At 39.9% G+C, this 17350-nt stretch carries 18 protein-coding genes; 11 read left to right on the plus strand and 7 right to left on the minus strand.

The genetic code is table 11. The features are described from left to right. Position 1 precedes the first annotated feature (1 nt). The 4 genes from CJF29_RS04275 to hemW form a co-directional block, all read right to left on the minus strand. Positions 2-880, minus strand: a complete 879-nt coding sequence (locus CJF29_RS04275) for a FecR family protein (RefSeq protein ID WP_074638117.1) — start codon at positions 878-880, stop codon at positions 2-4. A 26-nt stretch (positions 881-906) separates the two neighbouring features. After that, positions 907-1341: a hypothetical protein gene (locus CJF29_RS04280; RefSeq protein ID WP_004299320.1), complete on the minus strand. Its 435-nt coding sequence runs from the start codon at positions 1339-1341 to the stop codon at positions 907-909. Between the two features lie 87 nt (positions 1342-1428). Beyond that, on the minus strand, positions 1429-1983 hold the full coding sequence (locus CJF29_RS04285) for an RNA polymerase sigma-70 factor (RefSeq protein ID WP_032844018.1): 555 nt from the start codon (positions 1981-1983) through the stop codon (positions 1429-1431). Between the two features lie 19 nt (positions 1984-2002). Continuing rightward, entirely contained in the window at positions 2003-3133 is a 1131-nt protein-coding gene (gene hemW / locus CJF29_RS04290; protein ID WP_074638118.1) for a radical SAM family heme chaperone HemW, read from the minus strand. Positions 3134-3564: 431 nt separating this feature from the next. Between hemW and CJF29_RS04295 the strand changes: the two genes are divergently transcribed. The 3 genes from CJF29_RS04295 to CJF29_RS04305 all read left to right on the plus strand — a co-directional run bounded on the left by CJF29_RS04295 (position 3565) and on the right by CJF29_RS04305 (position 8314). Continuing rightward, the gene (locus tag CJF29_RS04295) at positions 3565-5721 is read left to right on the plus strand and encodes an elongation factor G (RefSeq protein WP_074638120.1); all 2157 of its coding nucleotides are present in this window, start codon (positions 3565-3567) and stop codon (positions 5719-5721) included. Positions 5722-6054: 333 nt separating this feature from the next. Then, positions 6055-7611, plus strand: coding sequence for a sensor histidine kinase (locus CJF29_RS04300; RefSeq protein ID WP_074559146.1), 1557 nt, complete (start codon positions 6055-6057; stop codon positions 7609-7611). 1 nt (position 7612) lies between these two features. Further along, positions 7613-8314 (plus strand): response regulator transcription factor, encoded by a 702-nt coding sequence (locus CJF29_RS04305; RefSeq protein ID WP_004299326.1) that lies wholly within the window; start codon positions 7613-7615, stop codon positions 8312-8314. A gap of 78 nt (positions 8315-8392) precedes the next feature. Here CJF29_RS04305 and CJF29_RS04310 read toward each other — a convergent pair whose 3' ends face one another. Together CJF29_RS04310 and CJF29_RS04315 are read right to left on the minus strand one after the other, a co-directional pair. Next, the gene (locus CJF29_RS04310) at positions 8393-8569 is read right to left on the minus strand and encodes a hypothetical protein (RefSeq protein WP_167511779.1); all 177 of its coding nucleotides are present in this window, start codon (positions 8567-8569) and stop codon (positions 8393-8395) included. A gap of 140 nt (positions 8570-8709) precedes the next feature. After that, positions 8710-9156: a MarR family winged helix-turn-helix transcriptional regulator gene (locus tag CJF29_RS04315; protein ID WP_004299328.1), complete on the minus strand. Its 447-nt coding sequence runs from the start codon at positions 9154-9156 to the stop codon at positions 8710-8712. A 160-nt stretch (positions 9157-9316) separates the two neighbouring features. On the opposite strand from CJF29_RS04315, the gene rpsF reads away from it, so the two are divergent. The 8 genes from rpsF (at position 9317) to CJF29_RS04355 (ending at position 16950) form a co-directional block, all read left to right on the plus strand. Further along, the gene (rpsF, locus tag CJF29_RS04320; protein WP_004306610.1) at positions 9317-9661 is read left to right on the plus strand and encodes a 30S ribosomal protein S6; all 345 of its coding nucleotides are present in this window, start codon (positions 9317-9319) and stop codon (positions 9659-9661) included. 2 nt (positions 9662-9663) lie between these two features. Next, complete coding sequence (gene rpsR, locus CJF29_RS04325) at positions 9664-9936, plus strand: 30S ribosomal protein S18 (RefSeq protein WP_002562536.1); 273 nt, start codon at positions 9664-9666, stop codon at positions 9934-9936. 14 nt (positions 9937-9950) lie between these two features. After that, positions 9951-10394, plus strand: a complete 444-nt coding sequence (gene rplI / locus CJF29_RS04330; protein WP_004299330.1) for a 50S ribosomal protein L9 — start codon at positions 9951-9953, stop codon at positions 10392-10394. Between the two features lie 82 nt (positions 10395-10476). Beyond that, entirely contained in the window at positions 10477-12141 is a 1665-nt protein-coding gene (locus CJF29_RS04335; protein WP_176553169.1) for a DUF6377 domain-containing protein, read from the plus strand. 238 nt (positions 12142-12379) lie between these two features. Then, positions 12380-13492, plus strand: coding sequence for a Gfo/Idh/MocA family protein (locus CJF29_RS04340; RefSeq protein ID WP_074559145.1), 1113 nt, complete (start codon positions 12380-12382; stop codon positions 13490-13492). 12 nt (positions 13493-13504) lie between these two features. After that, the gene (locus tag CJF29_RS04345) at positions 13505-14992 is read left to right on the plus strand and encodes a Gfo/Idh/MocA family oxidoreductase (RefSeq protein ID WP_074559144.1); all 1488 of its coding nucleotides are present in this window, start codon (positions 13505-13507) and stop codon (positions 14990-14992) included. Positions 14993-15029: 37 nt separating this feature from the next. Then, complete coding sequence (locus tag CJF29_RS04350; protein WP_099147274.1) at positions 15030-15893, plus strand: DUF1080 domain-containing protein; 864 nt, start codon at positions 15030-15032, stop codon at positions 15891-15893. A gap of 148 nt (positions 15894-16041) precedes the next feature. Next, positions 16042-16950, plus strand: a complete 909-nt coding sequence (locus CJF29_RS04355) for a sugar phosphate isomerase/epimerase family protein (protein WP_074559142.1) — start codon at positions 16042-16044, stop codon at positions 16948-16950. A gap of 88 nt (positions 16951-17038) precedes the next feature. Here the strand turns inward: CJF29_RS04355 and CJF29_RS04360 are convergent, their stop codons facing one another. Then, positions 17039-17260, minus strand: a complete 222-nt coding sequence (locus CJF29_RS04360; protein WP_004306615.1) for a hypothetical protein — start codon at positions 17258-17260, stop codon at positions 17039-17041. Positions 17261-17350 lie beyond the last annotated feature (90 nt).

Below are 17350 nucleotides of genomic sequence, written 5' to 3' on the forward strand. Positions count from 1 at the left end.
CTTAGTCTGGTTTAGCAGTGATAATAATCTGTTTATTGTTTTGTGAGTAGTTGAAATAACCGGCATTATGTAATACAGATAAAATAGTTGCCAGATCTTCTCCATCGCGGAATCGTGCTGTGATCCGGTAATTTTGCAAAGTTGTATCGGCTATTTGGATCGTCGCTCCGAATGAGTTGGACAGTTCGCGGGCAATCTCCTGTAAAGGCAGGTCGTCGAATATAAACTCTCCTTGTCGCCAGGAAATTTCATCTTCTGCATTCTCTAAAACCTTGCGGGTGAGTTTTTCTTCTACCTTATTATATATAGCAATCTCGTTAGGCTTCAAAACCATACGAACAGATTTACTTTTATTGCTGACTGCTACCGAGCCGGACAATAACGTTGTCTTTACATCCGGATTGTCATGATATGCATCTACATTGAAATGGGTTCCCAGCACCTGAACGTCAATCGTTTCAGTCTGCACGATAAACGGATGCTTTGGGTCCTTGCTTACTTCAAAATAGGCTTCTCCATTTAGCTCCACTTCCCGTTTGTCCGATTGGAACTTTTCCGGATAAGAAAGCGAAGAATAATGGTTGAGCGTGACGGAACTACCATCAGGAAGACGGACTGTACGTGTCTCTGCCAGAGTGGAAATCGTTTGTATTGCAGCAGATTGCATATATAAATAAGCTGTCCATACCGATAGGCAAAGTAGAGCTACTGCCGCTGCTGCCGAGAAGGTGCGTATCAAAGTCAGATGCCGGGTATGCGACTTCAGTCTTTTTTCTAGTTCCGGGTAACTGGCTGCTGCTGAAAAACGCCCTCGCGGTGAACGCGTGGAAGCAATGAGCTGATTCAGTATTTCTTCTAATTCCGTATCGGTGTGTTTCATATTTTTTCTGTATTACTCTTGATCCATTATTTTCGTTTCAACAGAATGGTCAGTTTGCTGATTCCTCCTTCTTTCCATTGGGGAGTGCAGGATAAAGTGACATTCTGTTTATTCAATACCATCTGTTTGGGATAGATTTTAATGATAGTCGTAGCCGACTTCTTACCCGCTTTGATGATTACTTTCTTTTCCGTCAGTTGTATGACTGCTGCTTGCCCTGTTACCGGAGGAGGTGCGGCAAGTACTACCGTCCGGTCTTCTTTCGCTTTCTCCATCGCCACAATTTTAATTTCCAATTCACACTCTGATTTGTTTCCTTCACATTCTACTGTTTCCTTCGAATGTTCGAATCCTGCATAGTCTTTGGGCAAATTGTCGTTGTCATTGTTGCATGAGAACAGGCACAGGCAAGTTGATAGAAGAACAAGGATTCCAATGTTTGCGTCATTTAGCTTTTTCATTTTTCTGTCTTTTTTAGTGATTGATTTATTTGTTGATAAAGACCGGAGGGTGACAGAAACTCCCTACGCTCTTTTTCTAAATAATTGTTAATCTATTTCTGCCCGGCTAATCATTTCTTTGAGTCGTGTGATTGCTTTCTGAAGTTGTGCATCCACTGTATTCATGCTGATACCTAATTCTTCTGCTACTTGTGCATAACTTTGTTTTTCTTCGCGGATGCGAATGAATACTTCTCTGCAACGTTCCGGAAGCCGGTCGAGTGCCTTTACGTAAAGAGCAAATAATTCTTCACTAATGAGTGATTCTTCCGGTGAATAGTTCTGTTCCTGTGGCTCCGGCAGAGAATCGGGATGAATGTAAGTGTGTTTTGATTCTTTTTCCAGATAATTGAGCGAAGCATTCTTGACGAGAATGAAACAATAATCTTCAATGTTTCTCACATCAAGTAAATTGCTACGCTGTTTCCATAGTTTCAGAAATACGTCGAGAACGATTTCCTGCGACCATTCTTCCTGCTTCACATAGTAGTAGGCTATGCGGAAGAGGCGATCGTAAGTCATGTTGTAAAAGTCCCGGAAAGCTGTTTGCGAATCCAGTTCTTTCATTTGCCGCAATAACTTTCTAACTTCTGATTCGGTCATCGGCTTGCTGTTTGTTTTGTTAATCTACCCAAAGTAAATCACTCATTATACTGTCGGAGATGAAAATACCTTCACGAGTCAAGCGTAAGGCTCCATCGTGTTCTTCCAGTTTCCCATTTTTCAGATAAGGCGCAGCCATTCTCTGGCAATACTCCCACATCTCATTGCCGAACATCTGTTTCAGCTTTTCTATAGGCGTTCCCCATACAGTACGTATGGTAGTGATAATAAATTCATTGTAGCGGGTCGTCTGATCCAGATACTCTATTTCAAAAGCACGGCTATTTTCCTCTATACCTTTTATATAAGTATCGATGGAAGAAACATTCCATTCCCGTGTCATCCCGTCAAAAGAATGTGCCGACGGTCCGCACCCCAGATAAGGTATTCCTTTCCAGTAAGAACTGTTGTGACGAGAGTACTTGCCCGGACGGCAGAAATTCGAAATTTCATAATGTTCAAATCCCGCTTTCTGCAGATGCTTTATCAGTAACGTGAAAAAATCTAAACTGGAATCTTCGTCCACCTCCGATATCTGATGTTGTTTTAACATATTATATATAGGTGTATCTTCCTCGTAAATCAGATGATAAGCGGAAATATGCTCCACGTTCAGACTGACAGCCTGACGAAGATCATTCTCCCATCGTTCTTTGGTTTCTCCCGGTAATCCGTAGATAAGATCGATGCTTATATTTTGAAAACCGGCTTCCCGACATCTGTGAACAGCTTCGATAGCTGTATGGGCATTGTGACGGCGTTTCAATAGTTTGAGAGTGGGATCGTCAAAAGTCTGTATTCCCATGCTGATACGATTGAAAGGGAGCGAAGAAAGCATTTTCAGATATTCACTAGTCAGGTCGTCGGGATTGGCTTCCAATGTGATTTCCTGGCAATGGCTTAATCCGTAATGTGTCCGGATCGTATCAAATATCTGTTCGAAATCTTCTTTTTCCAATTGAGACGGGGTTCCGCCACCGAAATAAACGGTTTCTATATCTTCTCCTTTCAGGTAGTCTTTCCGCATGGCTAACTCCCGGCAAAGTGCTCGTACATAACGGGTTTTGAGCTCGCTACGGGTGGTTGAGTAGAAATCGCAGTAGATGCACCGTGTTTTACAAAAAGGAATATGAAGATAGATACCTGCCATAGTTGTGCCGTTTGAGTTTAGTGGCTGTAAAAGTAAGATTATTATCAGATATAACAAAAAATCTTATTGACTGAAATCATTCTTATGAGGCGTTGCATAGATAAGTTGTCTGACACCCGGGTCTCATTGGTATTGACACCCGGGTGTCAGCACTATCAACACCCGGGTGTCGGTATGCCTGAGACCCGGGTGTTGAACAATCCGTTTGTGCAGTCTAAATATTATATGCATATATACTATTGAATGATGGTTCGTATAGAAATTAAATTATGAGCAAGCAAAAAATGTTTATGTTAAAGATGTGTTACATAACATTGTTTAGTAACACCGTCATAAGTGTTGCTTTTCCCCCAATTAATCCCTAATTTGCGCATCACAAAATTAATGGTATGTGAGAAACATACTGAGTAATTACTAAAATCTTATATATTATGAAAGTATATCAGACTAATGAAATCAAGAACATTGCCTTGTTGGGAAGTTCTGGCTCTGGGAAAACCACTCTCGTGGAAGCGATGCTTTTCGAGAGTGGTGTTATAAAACGTCGCGGATCTGTTGCCGCAAAGAATACTGTTAGCGATTATTTCCCTGTTGAACAAGAGTATGGTTACTCCGTTTTCTCCACCGTTCTCCATGTAGAATGGAATAACAAAAAACTTAATATTATTGACTGTCCGGGATCGGACGACTTCGTAGGCAGTACAGTAACTGCACTAAATGTGACCGACACAGCAATCATTCTTCTTAATGGCCAATACGGCGTCGAAGTCGGTACACAAAATCACTTCCGTTATACAGAAAAGCTGAATAAACCTGTTATTTTTCTAGTCAACCAGCTTGATAATGAAAAATGCGATTATGATAATATCCTCGAACAGCTGAAAGAGGCTTATGGCTCTAAGGTTGTTCCTATTCAATATCCAATAGCTACCGGCCCGGGCTTTAATGCACTGATCGACGTGCTGTTGATGAAGAAATATTCGTGGAAACCCGAAGGAGGGGCTCCGACCATCGAAGATATTCCGGCAGAAGAAATGGATAAGGCTATGGAGATGCACAAAGCATTGGTAGAAGCTGCTGCCGAGAATGATGAAAATCTGATGGAGAAATTCTTCGAACAAGATTCTCTTACAGAAGATGAAATGCGCGAAGGTATCCGTAAGGGATTGATCGCCAGGGGTATGTTCCCTGTTTTCTGTGTTTGTGGAGGTAAAGATATGGGCGTTCGCCGCTTGATGGAATTCTTGGGTAACGTTGTTCCTTTTGTTTCTGAAATGCCGAAGGTACAGAATACCGAAGGTAAAGAAGTGGCTCCGGATACTAACGGACCGGAATCCCTTTATTTCTTCAAGACCAGTGTGGAGCCGCATATCGGTGAAGTTTCCTATTTCAAAGTAATGAGTGGTAAAGTTCATGAAGGGGACGACTTGCTGAATGCCGACCGTGGTTCGAAGGAACGTATTGCGCAAATTTATGTGGTAGCCGGTGGTAACCGTGTTAAGGTGGAAGAGCTGCAAGCCGGTGATATCGGTGCTGCTGTGAAACTGAAAGATGTGAAAACCGGTAATACGCTGAACGGTAAGGATTGCGACTATAAATTCAACTTTATCAAATATCCGAATTCTAAATATACCCGTGCCATCAAGCCGGTGAATGAAGCGGATGTGGAAAAGATGATGAGTATTCTGAATCGTATGCGTGAAGAAGATCCTACCTGGGTGATCGAACAGTCAAAGGAATTGAAACAGACTTTGGTACACGGACAGGGAGAATTCCATCTTCGTACATTGAAATGGCGTTTGGAAAACAACGAAAAACTTCCGGTGAAGTACGAAGAACCGAAGATTCCGTATCGTGAAACGATTACAAAAGCCGCTCGCGCTGACTATCGTCATAAGAAACAATCCGGTGGTGCCGGTCAGTTTGGTGAAGTTCACCTGATTGTAGAACCTTATAAAGAAGGTATGCCTGTGCCCGATACGTATAAGTTCAATGGACAGGAATTTAAGATTACCGTGAGAGGTACGGAAGAGATACCATTGGAATGGGGTGGTAAACTGGTGTTTATCAACAGTATTGTCGGTGGTTCTATCGATGCACGCTTCCTGCCTGCTATTATGAAAGGTATTATGTCTCGTATGGAGCAAGGTCCGTTGACGGGTTCGTATGCTCGTGACGTGCGTGTCATTGTTTACGATGGTAAGATGCATCCGGTAGATTCTAATGAAATCTCCTTTATGCTTGCCGGACGTAATGCCTTTAGTGAAGCCTTCAAGAATGCCGGTCCGAAAATTCTGGAACCGATTTATGATGTAGAAGTGTTTGTTCCGTCTGATAGGATGGGAGATGTAATGGGAGATCTTCAGGGACGTCGTGCCATGATTATGGGTATGAGTAGCGAAAAAGGTTTTGAGAAACTGGTTGCTAAAGTACCTTTGAAAGAAATGTCTTCTTACTCTACTGCTCTTAGCTCACTCACCGGCGGACGTGCTTCGTTTATTATGAAGTTCTCTAGTTATGAGCTTGTTCCGACAGATGTTCAGGATAAGTTGATGAAGGATTTTGAAGCTAAACAAATTGAAGAATAAAGATAAATGATAGTTGATAGATGATATGTGATAGTTGATGGAAAATTCGCTATTTACTATCTATTGGTTATAAACTATCAACTTAAACGTTAAAACTGTTCCCTTTTTTAAGTAAAAGGGGACAGTTTTTGTTTAACTATGATTAATAAAGATAGAAAAACGCAAGGAAAAGATTTAATTTTTTATTAAATTTGCAAACCAAAGGAGGGGTTTTGTTGTTGTAGTAATCAGAATACAACCTAAATAGCTCCTTACGGTTAATTTCCGGGAAGTTCCGGTTAAATCAAGTTAATGCATTAGGAGTGTTAATTAGGGAGTGTTAATTTTGTTGCTATGAAGAAGTCAACAATTTGGATATTAGGTATTGTAATGGGGCTTTCCTTCCTTAGCCTGCTGTATTTGCAGGTTAGTTATATTGAGGAAATGATGAAAACCCGTAAGGAACAGTTTGATTCGGCTGTACGCAATAGCCTGGATCAGGTTTCCAAGGATGTGGAATATGCAGAGACCAGACGTTGGTTGATCGAAGATATTTCAGAAGCGGAAAGAAAAGCACTGATTGCGAATAACGCTTCCATACAACAAGACAACTTGATTCAGCAAACGCAACGGTTCACGGTGAAGTCTAAGGATGGAAAGGTATATTCGGATTTTGAGCTGAAAGTGATGACCACTAAGCCCTCCGAGCTTCCAAAGGCTATGATTTCTCCTTACAGGGGAACAAAGACCATTCCGGAAACTTCGCGTTCATTAGTGGAAGCCATCAAGAACCGGTATATGTATCAACGGGCGTTACTCGATGAAGTGGCCTGGCAGATGATTTATCGGGGGAGTGACAAATCGATTGGAGACAGAGTACGGTTCAAAGAACTGGATGACTATCTGAAATCGAGCTTATATAATAATAGTATAGACTTGCCTTATCACTTTACGGTGATTGACAAAGACGGTAGGGAAGTCTATCGTTGTGCGGATTATGACGCAAAGGGAAGTGAAGACGCTTATCAGCAGGCATTGTTCAAGAATGATCCGCCTGCGAAAATGAGCATATTGAAAGTGCACTTTCCGGGTAAGAAAGATTATATCTTTGACTCAATCAGTTTCATGATTCCGTCGCTGATATTTACGCTGGTATTGTTAGTGACATTCATCTTTACGATTTATATCGTATTCCGACAAAAGAAACTGACGGAAATGAAGAATGACTTTATCAATAATATGACGCACGAATTTAAAACACCGATATCTACCATTTCATTGGCAGCACAGATGTTGAAAGATCCCGCGGTAGGAAAATCACCGCAGATGTTCCAACATATATCGGGAGTGATTAATGATGAAACCAAGCGCTTGCGCTTCCAGGTGGAAAAGGTGCTCCAGATGTCGATGTTCGAACGTCAGAAGGCAACTTTGAAGATGAAGGAGATCGATGCGAATGAATTGATTGCAGGTGTTGTCAATACCTTTGCTCTGAAAGTGGAACGATATAATGGTAAGATAACATCGAACCTTGAGGCTACCGATCCTGTTATATTTGCAGATGAGATGCATATCACGAATGTAATCTTTAATCTGATGGATAACGCGGTGAAATATAAGAAACCGGAAGAGGATCTGGAACTGAAAGTGAGAACGTGGAATGAGTCGGGTAAACTGATGATTTCGATACAGGATAACGGTATCGGTATTAAAAAGGAGAACCTGAAAAAGATATTTGAAAAGTTCTATCGTGTACATACGGGTAATCTGCACGATGTGAAGGGCTTTGGACTGGGATTGGCTTATGTGAGAAAAATTATATTGGATCATAAGGGAACCATCCGGGCGGAAAGCGACCTGAACGTGGGAACTAAATTTATTATTGCATTACCTTTATTAAAAAATAATTGATATGGACGAGAAACTGCGTATTTTATTATGCGAGGATGACGAAAATCTTGGCATGCTTTTAAGAGAATATCTACAGGCAAAAGGTTATTCTGCTGAGTTATATCCTGATGGAGAAGCCGGTTATAAGGCTTTCTTGAAGAATAAATATGACTTGTGCGTGTTCGACGTAATGATGCCTAAAAAAGACGGCTTCACACTGGCACAGGATGTCCGTGCAGCAAATGCTGAAATACCTATTATCTTCCTGACTGCTAAAACGCTGAAAGAAGATATCCTGGAAGGATTTAAAATCGGTGCGGATGATTATATCACTAAACCGTTTAGTATGGAAGAATTGACGTTCAGAATTGAAGCAATCTTGAGACGTGTTCGTGGAAAGAAGAACAAAGAAAGCAATATCTATAAGATTGGTAAGTTTACTTTCGATACACAGAAACAAATTCTGTCGTCAGAAGGCAAACAGACTAAACTGACTACCAAAGAATCTGAACTGCTCGGATTGCTTTGTGCACATGCAAATGAGATTTTGCAACGTGACTTTGCTTTGAAAACAATCTGGATCGACGATAACTATTTCAATGCCCGTAGTATGGACGTGTATATCACGAAACTGCGTAAGCATCTGAAAGAAGATGATTCTATCGAGATTATCAATATCCACGGAAAAGGCTATAAGCTGATTACCCCGGAAGTTGAATCTTAATAATCGCATTTGAGATGACTACAAATAAAAAATCCCGGAAACATTCGTTTCCGGGATTTTTTATTGATTTCTGCGAAATTAATCTGCGATTTTCTTATTAATAATAATATAAGAAATGAGTCCCAGTACTACAAGTACTACTGAAGTACCCAGGATGGCGTTGTTGTTTACATTTCCTGTAAAGGAACAAGCCAACAGGATGACTACTCCGGCCAAGATTAATATCAATCCTAAGTTCTTTAATAAGCCTTTCATGCGTGTGTATTTTAATAGATTATAATATTCCAGTCACAAATTAAAGCATAATTCTTTAACGGGCGAAATTATTTGGATAAAAATTCCATTATAAATGCACGATTTAGTGGATTTTATGATTTTAAGTTCTGTTCTTCTGCTTAATCTTTCGTATTATAGAATACCTTTTTCAGTACCTCCTGACCAATGCTCAATTCGTCGAGAGTGATGCCATGAAGAGCCTCTTTCAGAGTCTGGCCGGCAATAACGCGTGCTTTTTCTTCCAGTTCTTTTCCGTCTTTAGTCAGGTGGATTAAATTGGTACGGCGGTCTTTTTTATCGGAAATGCGCACAACGAGATGCTGCCGTTCCATATTGTCTATCAAACGGGTCATGCTGGGTTTGTCTTTAAAAGTTGCATTACACAACTCTTGTTGTGTAACACCGTCTTTTTCCCACAGAAAAATGAGTACCGTCCATTGTTCCGGACTGATTTCCAGTCCGTTCTGACGGAAGTTACGGTACAGTTTCCGGTTGATTGCCGCGGAAACTTTGCCATTTAGTATGGCGAATATAAGCCGGATATCGAAATTAAATTGCTCTATCATGAAATTATTGTTTAAACAACTTTGCAAAGGTAAGTCACTTCCCGGATAAATCCTATCTTCGGATACAAAAAAAGATTAAATATTTGTAGTTCAAAATAAAATGTCTAACTTTGCACCCGCATTTAAAATCAAATAATTTATTTATTTAATTAAACGAAGTATGAATCAATACGAAACCGTTTTCATTTTAACTCCCGTTTTGTCTGACGTTCAGATGAAGGAAGCGGTAGAAAAATTCAAAGGCGTTCTTCAAGCTGAAGGTGCTGAGATTATCAATGAAGAAAACTGGGGACTGAAGAAATTGGCTTACCCAATTCAGAAGAAGTCTACAGGTTTTTACCAACTGATTGAGTTCAATGCAGATCCTACTGTAATTGACAAGCTGGAACTTAATTTCCGTCGTGATGAACGCGTAATCCGTTTCTTGACTTTCAAGATGGATAAGTATGCTGCTGAATACGCTGCAAAAAGAAGAAGTGTTAAATCAAACAAAAAGGAGGATTAATCATGGCACAACAAGTTCAATCAGAAATCAGATATTTGACTCCGCCGTCAGTAGATGTTAAGAAGAAAAAATACTGCCGTTTCAAAAAGAGTGGTATTAGGTATATCGACTACAAAGATCCTGAATTCTTGAAGAAATTCTTGAATGAACAAGGAAAAATCCTTCCGCGTCGTATTACAGGTACTTCTTTGAAGTTCCAACGTCGTATCGCGCAGGCTGTGAAGAGAGCTCGTCACTTGGCATTGCTGCCTTATGTAACTGACATGATGAAATAAGAAGGAGGAAAAGTATGGAAATTATATTGAAAGAAGACGTAGTAAACTTGGGTTATAAGAACGATATCGTAAACGTGAAATCCGGATACGGTCGTAATTATCTGATCCCGACTGGAAAAGCTGTCATCGCTTCTCCTTCTGCAAAGAAAATGTTGGCTGAAGAACTGAAACAGCGCGCTCACAAACTTGAGAAAATCAAGAAAGATGCTGAGGCTATGGCTGCTAAGTTGGAAGGCGTTTCTTTGACTATTGCAACTAAAGTTAGCTCAACCGGTACTATCTTCGGTTCTGTTGGTAACATCCAGATTGCTGAGGCATTGTCTAAGCTGGGTCATGAAGTTGACAGAAAGATCATCGTTGTAAAAGACGCTGTGAAAGAAGTTGGTAGCTATAAGGCTATTGTTAAACTTCACAAGGAAGTTTCGGTAGAAATTCCTTTCGAAGTAGTTGCTGAATAAGAGCAAATTTACTTCATATACAAAAAGCGATTTGTTCTGAATGGATGAATCGCTTTTTTTTGTTATCTTTGCTATTACTATTATGAAATTCAACTGTTGTTTTCTGAAGAAGAGGTTTTTGCTTCTGCTGATTGCTTTGGGAATTGGCAGTGTCCTTTATGCGAATGATGAGTTGAAACTATTGACGGATTCTTTGCGTAGAGTGATAGATGAGAAACATGTCTATGTTCAAAAGAAAGAGGAGAGGATAAACCGGATAAAATGTATGTTGAAAAGTCCCGGTTTGACTCTTGAAGGGGAGTATAGAATCAATTTACGGTTATATAGCGAGTATAAAAAATTTCATATTGATTCTGCTATTCATTATGTCGATCGTAATATCGAGATTTCCCGTCGGCTGAATAAACCCTATTTCACCAACCAGTCGTCTTTAAATCTTAGTCTTTTGTATTCGATGTGTGGCAGATTCCGCGAAGCTGAGATTATTTTGAAAAGTATAAAGACGTCAGAACTTCCAAAAGATTTATTAATAGACTATTATCAGACTTACTCCAGTTTCTGGGGGCATTACTCCATTTCTGTTGCCAACAATCTGTATGGAAAGCAACAATCTGCTTATCAGGATTCACTGTTTGCTCTCATAGATCATACTTCCTGGGATTACCGGATGTCACAAGCTTCTTATTATATCTGGCGTGATACCTTAAAATCGAAGGAAATTTTTAAGGAATTGTTGGATATCGAGGAGGTGGGAACGCCTAATTATGCCATGATTACTCATTCGTATTCCAGATTGTGTCATCATCAGAAGAAATATGATGAGGAAAAGAAATATCTGATGTTGTCGGCGATTGCCGATACCCGGAATGCAACGCGTGAAAATGCCTCTCTTCAATCTCTTGCGTTGATACAATACGAAGAGAAGAATCTGGCCGATGCTTTTAAATTTACACAGTCCGCTATTGATGATGTAATTTCTTCCGGTATTCATTTTCGTGCAATCGAAATCTACAAATTCAATTCGATTATCAATACTGCCTATCAGGCGGAACAGGCTAAATCGAGATCGCATCTGACTACTTTTCTTATTTCTACAAGTATTATCCTTTTTCTTTTGATTCTGCTCGTTGTTTTCATCTATATTCAGATGAAGAAAACGTTGAAAATAAAGCAGGCATTGGCGCAGAGTAATGAGGAACTTCTGCGGCTGAACAATAAACTGAATAGTATGAACAGCCAGCTGAATGACACCAATAATCAATTGTGTGAAATTAATGGCATAAAGGAATATTATATAGCTGAATTCTTCGATGTGTGCTTTAGCTATATCCACAAAATGGAAAAGTATCAGAATATGCTGTATAAAATAGCTATTAATAAGTACTATGACGAGTTGATTAAGAAGCTGAAGTCGTCTGCGCTTATTGATGAAGAGCTTAGTGCACTGTATGCCCGTTTTGATAAGGTCTTTTTAGGTTTATATCCTACTTTTGTTTCTGATTTTAATGCTTTGTTGAAAGATGAAGAGAAGATTATTTTGAAGCCGGATGCTTTATTGAATAGGGAACTTCGTATTTATGCTTTATTACGTTTGGGTATTACGGATAGTGGGAAGATAGCGAACTTCCTTCGGTGCTCTACAAGTACGGTTTATAATTATCGTACGAAGATGAGAAATAAAGCTGCTGTCGACAGAGATGAATTTGAGAACGAAATTATGAAAATTAGTTCAACACAAGAGACATAATTGTTATTTTACTGCTGACCTCCTTTCCAAATCATCTACATTTTTTTGATATACTTAAAGTGTTAAGTGCTTGATTAATAGTGTAAAATGTTAATTTACTATCTACATAAAGTAGTGTAAGTCAAATAAGCCGTTATTTATTTGGCTAGATTTGCAATATCAGTTTTTTACTCATCAGCTTGATGGTGAAAATTGATACTTTATCTATTATTTGTACTTAAATTCACTATGTTTTATTATGAACACGCAATCTTCAGTAGACACGAGAATTAAAGTTGGAATTATCGGTTTTGGTAGAATGGGAAGATTCTATTGGGAAGCGATGACAAAAAGTGGGCGATGGAATATTGCTTATATTTGCGATACTGATCCGGAATCACGTCAATTGGCTAAGAAGTTATCTCCTGAATCTCTTATAGTAGAAGATAATCAAAAAATTTTTGAGGATGAAAGTGTACAGGTAGTCGGTCTTTTCACTTTGGCCGACTCACGGATGGAACAAATAGAAAAAGCTATTCGCTACGGCAAACACATTATTTCAGAAAAACCTATTTCAGATACCATGGAAAATGAGTGGAAGGTCGTGGAGATGACAGAAAACACCAACCTCATTTCTGCGGTAAACTTGTATTTGCGGAATTCCTGGTATCATAATCTGATGAAAGAGTATATCGAGCAGGGAGAAATCGGAGAACTGGCTATTATCCGTATTTGCCACATGACTCCCGGTTTGGCACCGGGCGAAGGTCATGAGTACGAGGGACCTGCTTTCCATGATTGTGGAATGCACTACGTCGATATTACCCGTTGGTATGCAGGCTGTGATTATAGAACATGGAATGCGCAGGGAGTGAATATGTGGAATTATAAAGATCCTTGGTGGGTACAATGTCACGGAACTTTCCAAAATGGCGTAGTCTTCGATATTACTCAGGGCTTTGTTTATGGACAATTATCTAAAGACCAGACACATAATTCGTATGTGGATATTATAGGTACCAAAGGAGTTGTGCGTATGACGCATGATTTCAATACCGCTGTTGTTGATCTGCACGGTGTCAATCAGACCATTCGTGTGGAGAAACCTTTCGGTGGCAAGAATATAGACGTGTTGTGTGACCTGTTTGCTGATTCGGTAGAAACCGGAAAGCGCAATTCCCGCTTACCGTCTATGCGCGATTCGGCCATTGCATCCGAATATGCGTGGACATTCTTAAAAGACACACGCAAACACGATTTGCCCGCTATTGGTAATTTGCGCACTCTGGAGCAAATACGCGAGCGAAGAAGAAACATGAAAAATGGATATGGATTGTTGCATGGCAACCTTCCAAAGATTATTAACCCTTAAATAAATAAAATCATGTCAAACATTTCGAGGAGAAAGTTTCTCAAAACGGGGGCTGCTGCTTTAGCAGGCATTACTATTGCTCCCAGTACTATTTTAGGTATGAGCCACGGGCATATTTCGCCTACTGACAAACTGAATCTTGCAGCCGTGGGTATTGGTGGTATGGGACATGCCAATATTAATCACGTGAAGGGCACTGAAAATATTGTGGCTCTTTGTGATGTGGATTGGAAGTATGCAAAAGGTGTGTTCGACGAATTCCCCAAGGCTAAAAAATACTGGGACTATCGTAAGATGTATGAAGAAATGGGTAAATCTATCGATGGTGTGATTATTGCAACTGCCGACCATACTCATGCTATCATCACTGCTGATGCAATGACAATGGGAAAACACGTGTACTGTCAGAAGCCGTTGACCCACTCTGTTTATGAATCTCGTTTATTGACAAATTTGGCTGCTTCAACAGGTGTTGTTACTCAGATGGGTAATCAGGGTTCGTCAGACGAAGGTACGGATTTGGTATGCGAATGGATTTGGAATGGTGAAATCGGTGATATAACTAAGGTGGAATGTGCAACAGACCGTCCTATTTGGCCGCAAGGATTGAATGTTCCTGAAGGTGTAGACCGTATTCCTAGTACATTGAATTGGGATTTGTTTACAGGTCCTGCTAAAATGAATCCTTACAATGCTATTTATCATCCTTGGAACTGGCGTGGATGGTGGGATTACGGAACAGGTGCATTAGGTGATATGGCTTGCCATATTTTGCATCAGCCGTTTAGAGCATTGAAATTGCAATATCCTACCAAAGTGGAAGGATCATCTACTTTATTGTTGAATGCTTGTGCTCCGCAGGCACAGCATGTGAAAATGATTTTCCCTGCTCGTGAAAATATGCCGAAAGTAGCTATGCCTGAAGTGGAAGTACATTGGTACGATGGCGGTATGATGCCTGAACGTCCGAAAGGATTCCCGGAAGGAAAACAACTGATGCAGAGTGGTGGTGGTTTGACTATTTTCCACGGAACGAAAGATACTTTGATTTGCGGATGTTATGGACAGAATCCTTGGTTGCTTTCTGGTCGTAAACCAAATGCGCCAAAAGTTTGTCGTCGTGTTCCTAATGCTATGAACGGTGGGCACGAGATGGACTGGGTACGTGCATGTAAAGAAAATAAATCTAACCGTATCATGACTAAGTCTGATTTCTCAGAAGCCGGACCCATGAATGAAATGGTAGCAATGGGTGTATTGGCTATTCGTTTGCAAGCGCTGAATAAGACTCTTGAATGGGATGGAGCTAACATGTGCTTTACGAATATCGGTGATAACGAAACGATCCGTACCGTTATCAAAGACGGATTCAAGATTCATGATGGTCATCCGACATTTGATAAGACATGGACTGATCCGATTAATGCGAAACAGTTTGCTGCTGAATTAGTTAAACATACTTATCGTGACGGTTGGAGACTTCCTGATATGCCGAGATAAAAGTAAATTAAAAATTAAAAATTAAATAGTTGATATCATGAAAAAAGTATTTTATCCATTAGCTTGTTGTTGTCTTGCTGCAGGCGTTTTCGCTTCTTGCGGTGGTCAGAAGAAAGCAAATGCTCCGGAAGAGCAAAAAGTTGCGTTGTCTTACTCTAAATCATTGAAAGCACCGGAAACTGATAGTTTGAATCTGCCTGTTGACGAAAATGGTTATATCACAATCTTTGATGGTGAAACATTTAACGGATGGCGTGGTTATGGAAAAGACCGTGTTCCTACTAAATGGACAATCGAAGATGGCTGCATCAAATTCAACGGTTCTGGCGGCGGTGAAGCTCAAGACGGTGATGGTGGTGATTTGATCTTTGCTCATAAATTTAAAAACTTTGAGTTGGAATTGGAATGGAAGGTTGCTAAAGGTAGCAATTCGGGTATTTTGTATTTAGCTCAGGAAGTTACTTCTAAAGACAAAGATGGTAATGATGTGCTTGAACCTATTTATGTTTCCGCACCTGAATATCAGATCCTGGATAATGCCAATCATCCGGATGCTAAATTGGGTAAAGATAACAATCGTCAGTCAGCTTCTTTGTATGACATGATTCCGGCAGTTCCTCAAAACTCTAAACCATTTGGCGAATGGAACAAGGCTAAGATTATGGTTTATAAAGGTACAGTGGTTCACGGACAAAACGATGAAAACGTACTTGAATATCATTTGTGGACAAAACAATGGACTGATATGTTGCAGGCAAGTAAGTTCAGCGAAGATAAATGGCCTTTGGCATTTGAATTGCTGAATAACTGTGGTGGAGAAAATCACGAAGGTTTCATCGGTTTGCAAGATCACGGTGATGATGTTTGGTTCCGCAACATCCGCGTGAAGGTTTTGGACTAATCGCATAAATAAGAAATAAGGCACGGATTACACGGATAACACGGTTTTTTAACTATCGTTATTATATAACAACCGCGTAATTCCGTGTAATCCGTGCCTATTTTTTTCTATATAAATCTAATAATTGTAATTCCCTGATATCTATTATATGAAAACAAAAATTTATTTATGTGCGTTGGCTACTCTTTTCATGATTCCACAGGCAATGACCGCGCAAACTAAGAAGAAAGCTAAAAAAGAAGTAGCTATTCAACTCTATTCTGTCAGAGATATATTGAATAAGGTAGACAACAAAGATGGTAAGTGTGACCCCACTTATACTGCTCTTCTGAAGAAATTGGCAAACATGGGATATACCGGTGTTGAAGCTGCCAATTATAATAACGGTAAATTTTATGACCGGACTCCTCAACAATTTAAGAAAGATGTCGAATCGGCAGGATTAAAAGTCTTGTCTTCACACTGCACGCGTGGACTGTCGAAAGAAGAACTCGCCTCCGGTGACTATTCGAAATCACTTGAATGGTGGGATCAGTGTATTGCCGATCATAAAGCTGCCGGTATGAAATATATTGTAGCTCCGTGGATGGATGTACCTAAGACGCTCAAAGATTTAGAAACGTATTGTGCATATTATAATGAGATAGGCAAACGTTGTAAACAACAGGGTCTGTCGTTTGGGTATCATAATCACGCTCATGAATTTCAGAAAGTAGAAGATAAAGTGATGTATGATTATATGCTGGAACATACGAATCCTGAATATGTCTTCTTCCAGATGGACCTTTATTGGGTAGTTCGCGGACAAAACAGTCCTGTTGATTATTTTAATAAATATCCCGGTCGTTTCAAGATATTCCATGTGAAGGATCATAGAGAGATCGGACAAAGTGGAATGGTAGGTTTTGACGCTATCTTTAAGAATGCAAAAACTGCAGGTGTTAACTATCTCGTTGCTGAAATCGAGGGCTATAGTATGCCGGTAGAAGAGAGTGTGGAAGTAAGCTTGGATTATTTGTTGAATGCTCCTTTTGTGAAGAGTTCATACGCTAAATAACGTGTGAATAGCTAAAATAAAGGCATAAAAAAAGTCTGTGCATGCTTTCGCATGGCAGACTTTCAATTCTCTCTAAGCTGTTTCTGAATTATTCAGCTACAGTTTCAGTTGCAGTGCTATCAGCATTCAAAGAATCTGCTGCTGCGGCTGCTGCTTGTTCAGCTTCAAGAGCTGCTGCTTCTACTGCTGCGATTGAGTCAGCGATACGGATAGAATCTGCAGTTGCTTTTGCTGCGTCAGCTGCTTTGTTACCACATGATGCGAATGATACTGCTACGATAGCTACGGCCATCAAAACTAATTTTTTCATTTTCTTTGCTTTTTAAAAACGTAATACAATCAATTGCTTTATTAAAACGTTGCAAAGGTATGTACTTTTTCAATATGTTGTTCTCGAAAC

The sequence above is a fragment of the Bacteroides celer genome, from assembly GCF_002632415.2.
GTDB lineage: Bacteria > Bacteroidota > Bacteroidia > Bacteroidales > Bacteroidaceae > Bacteroides.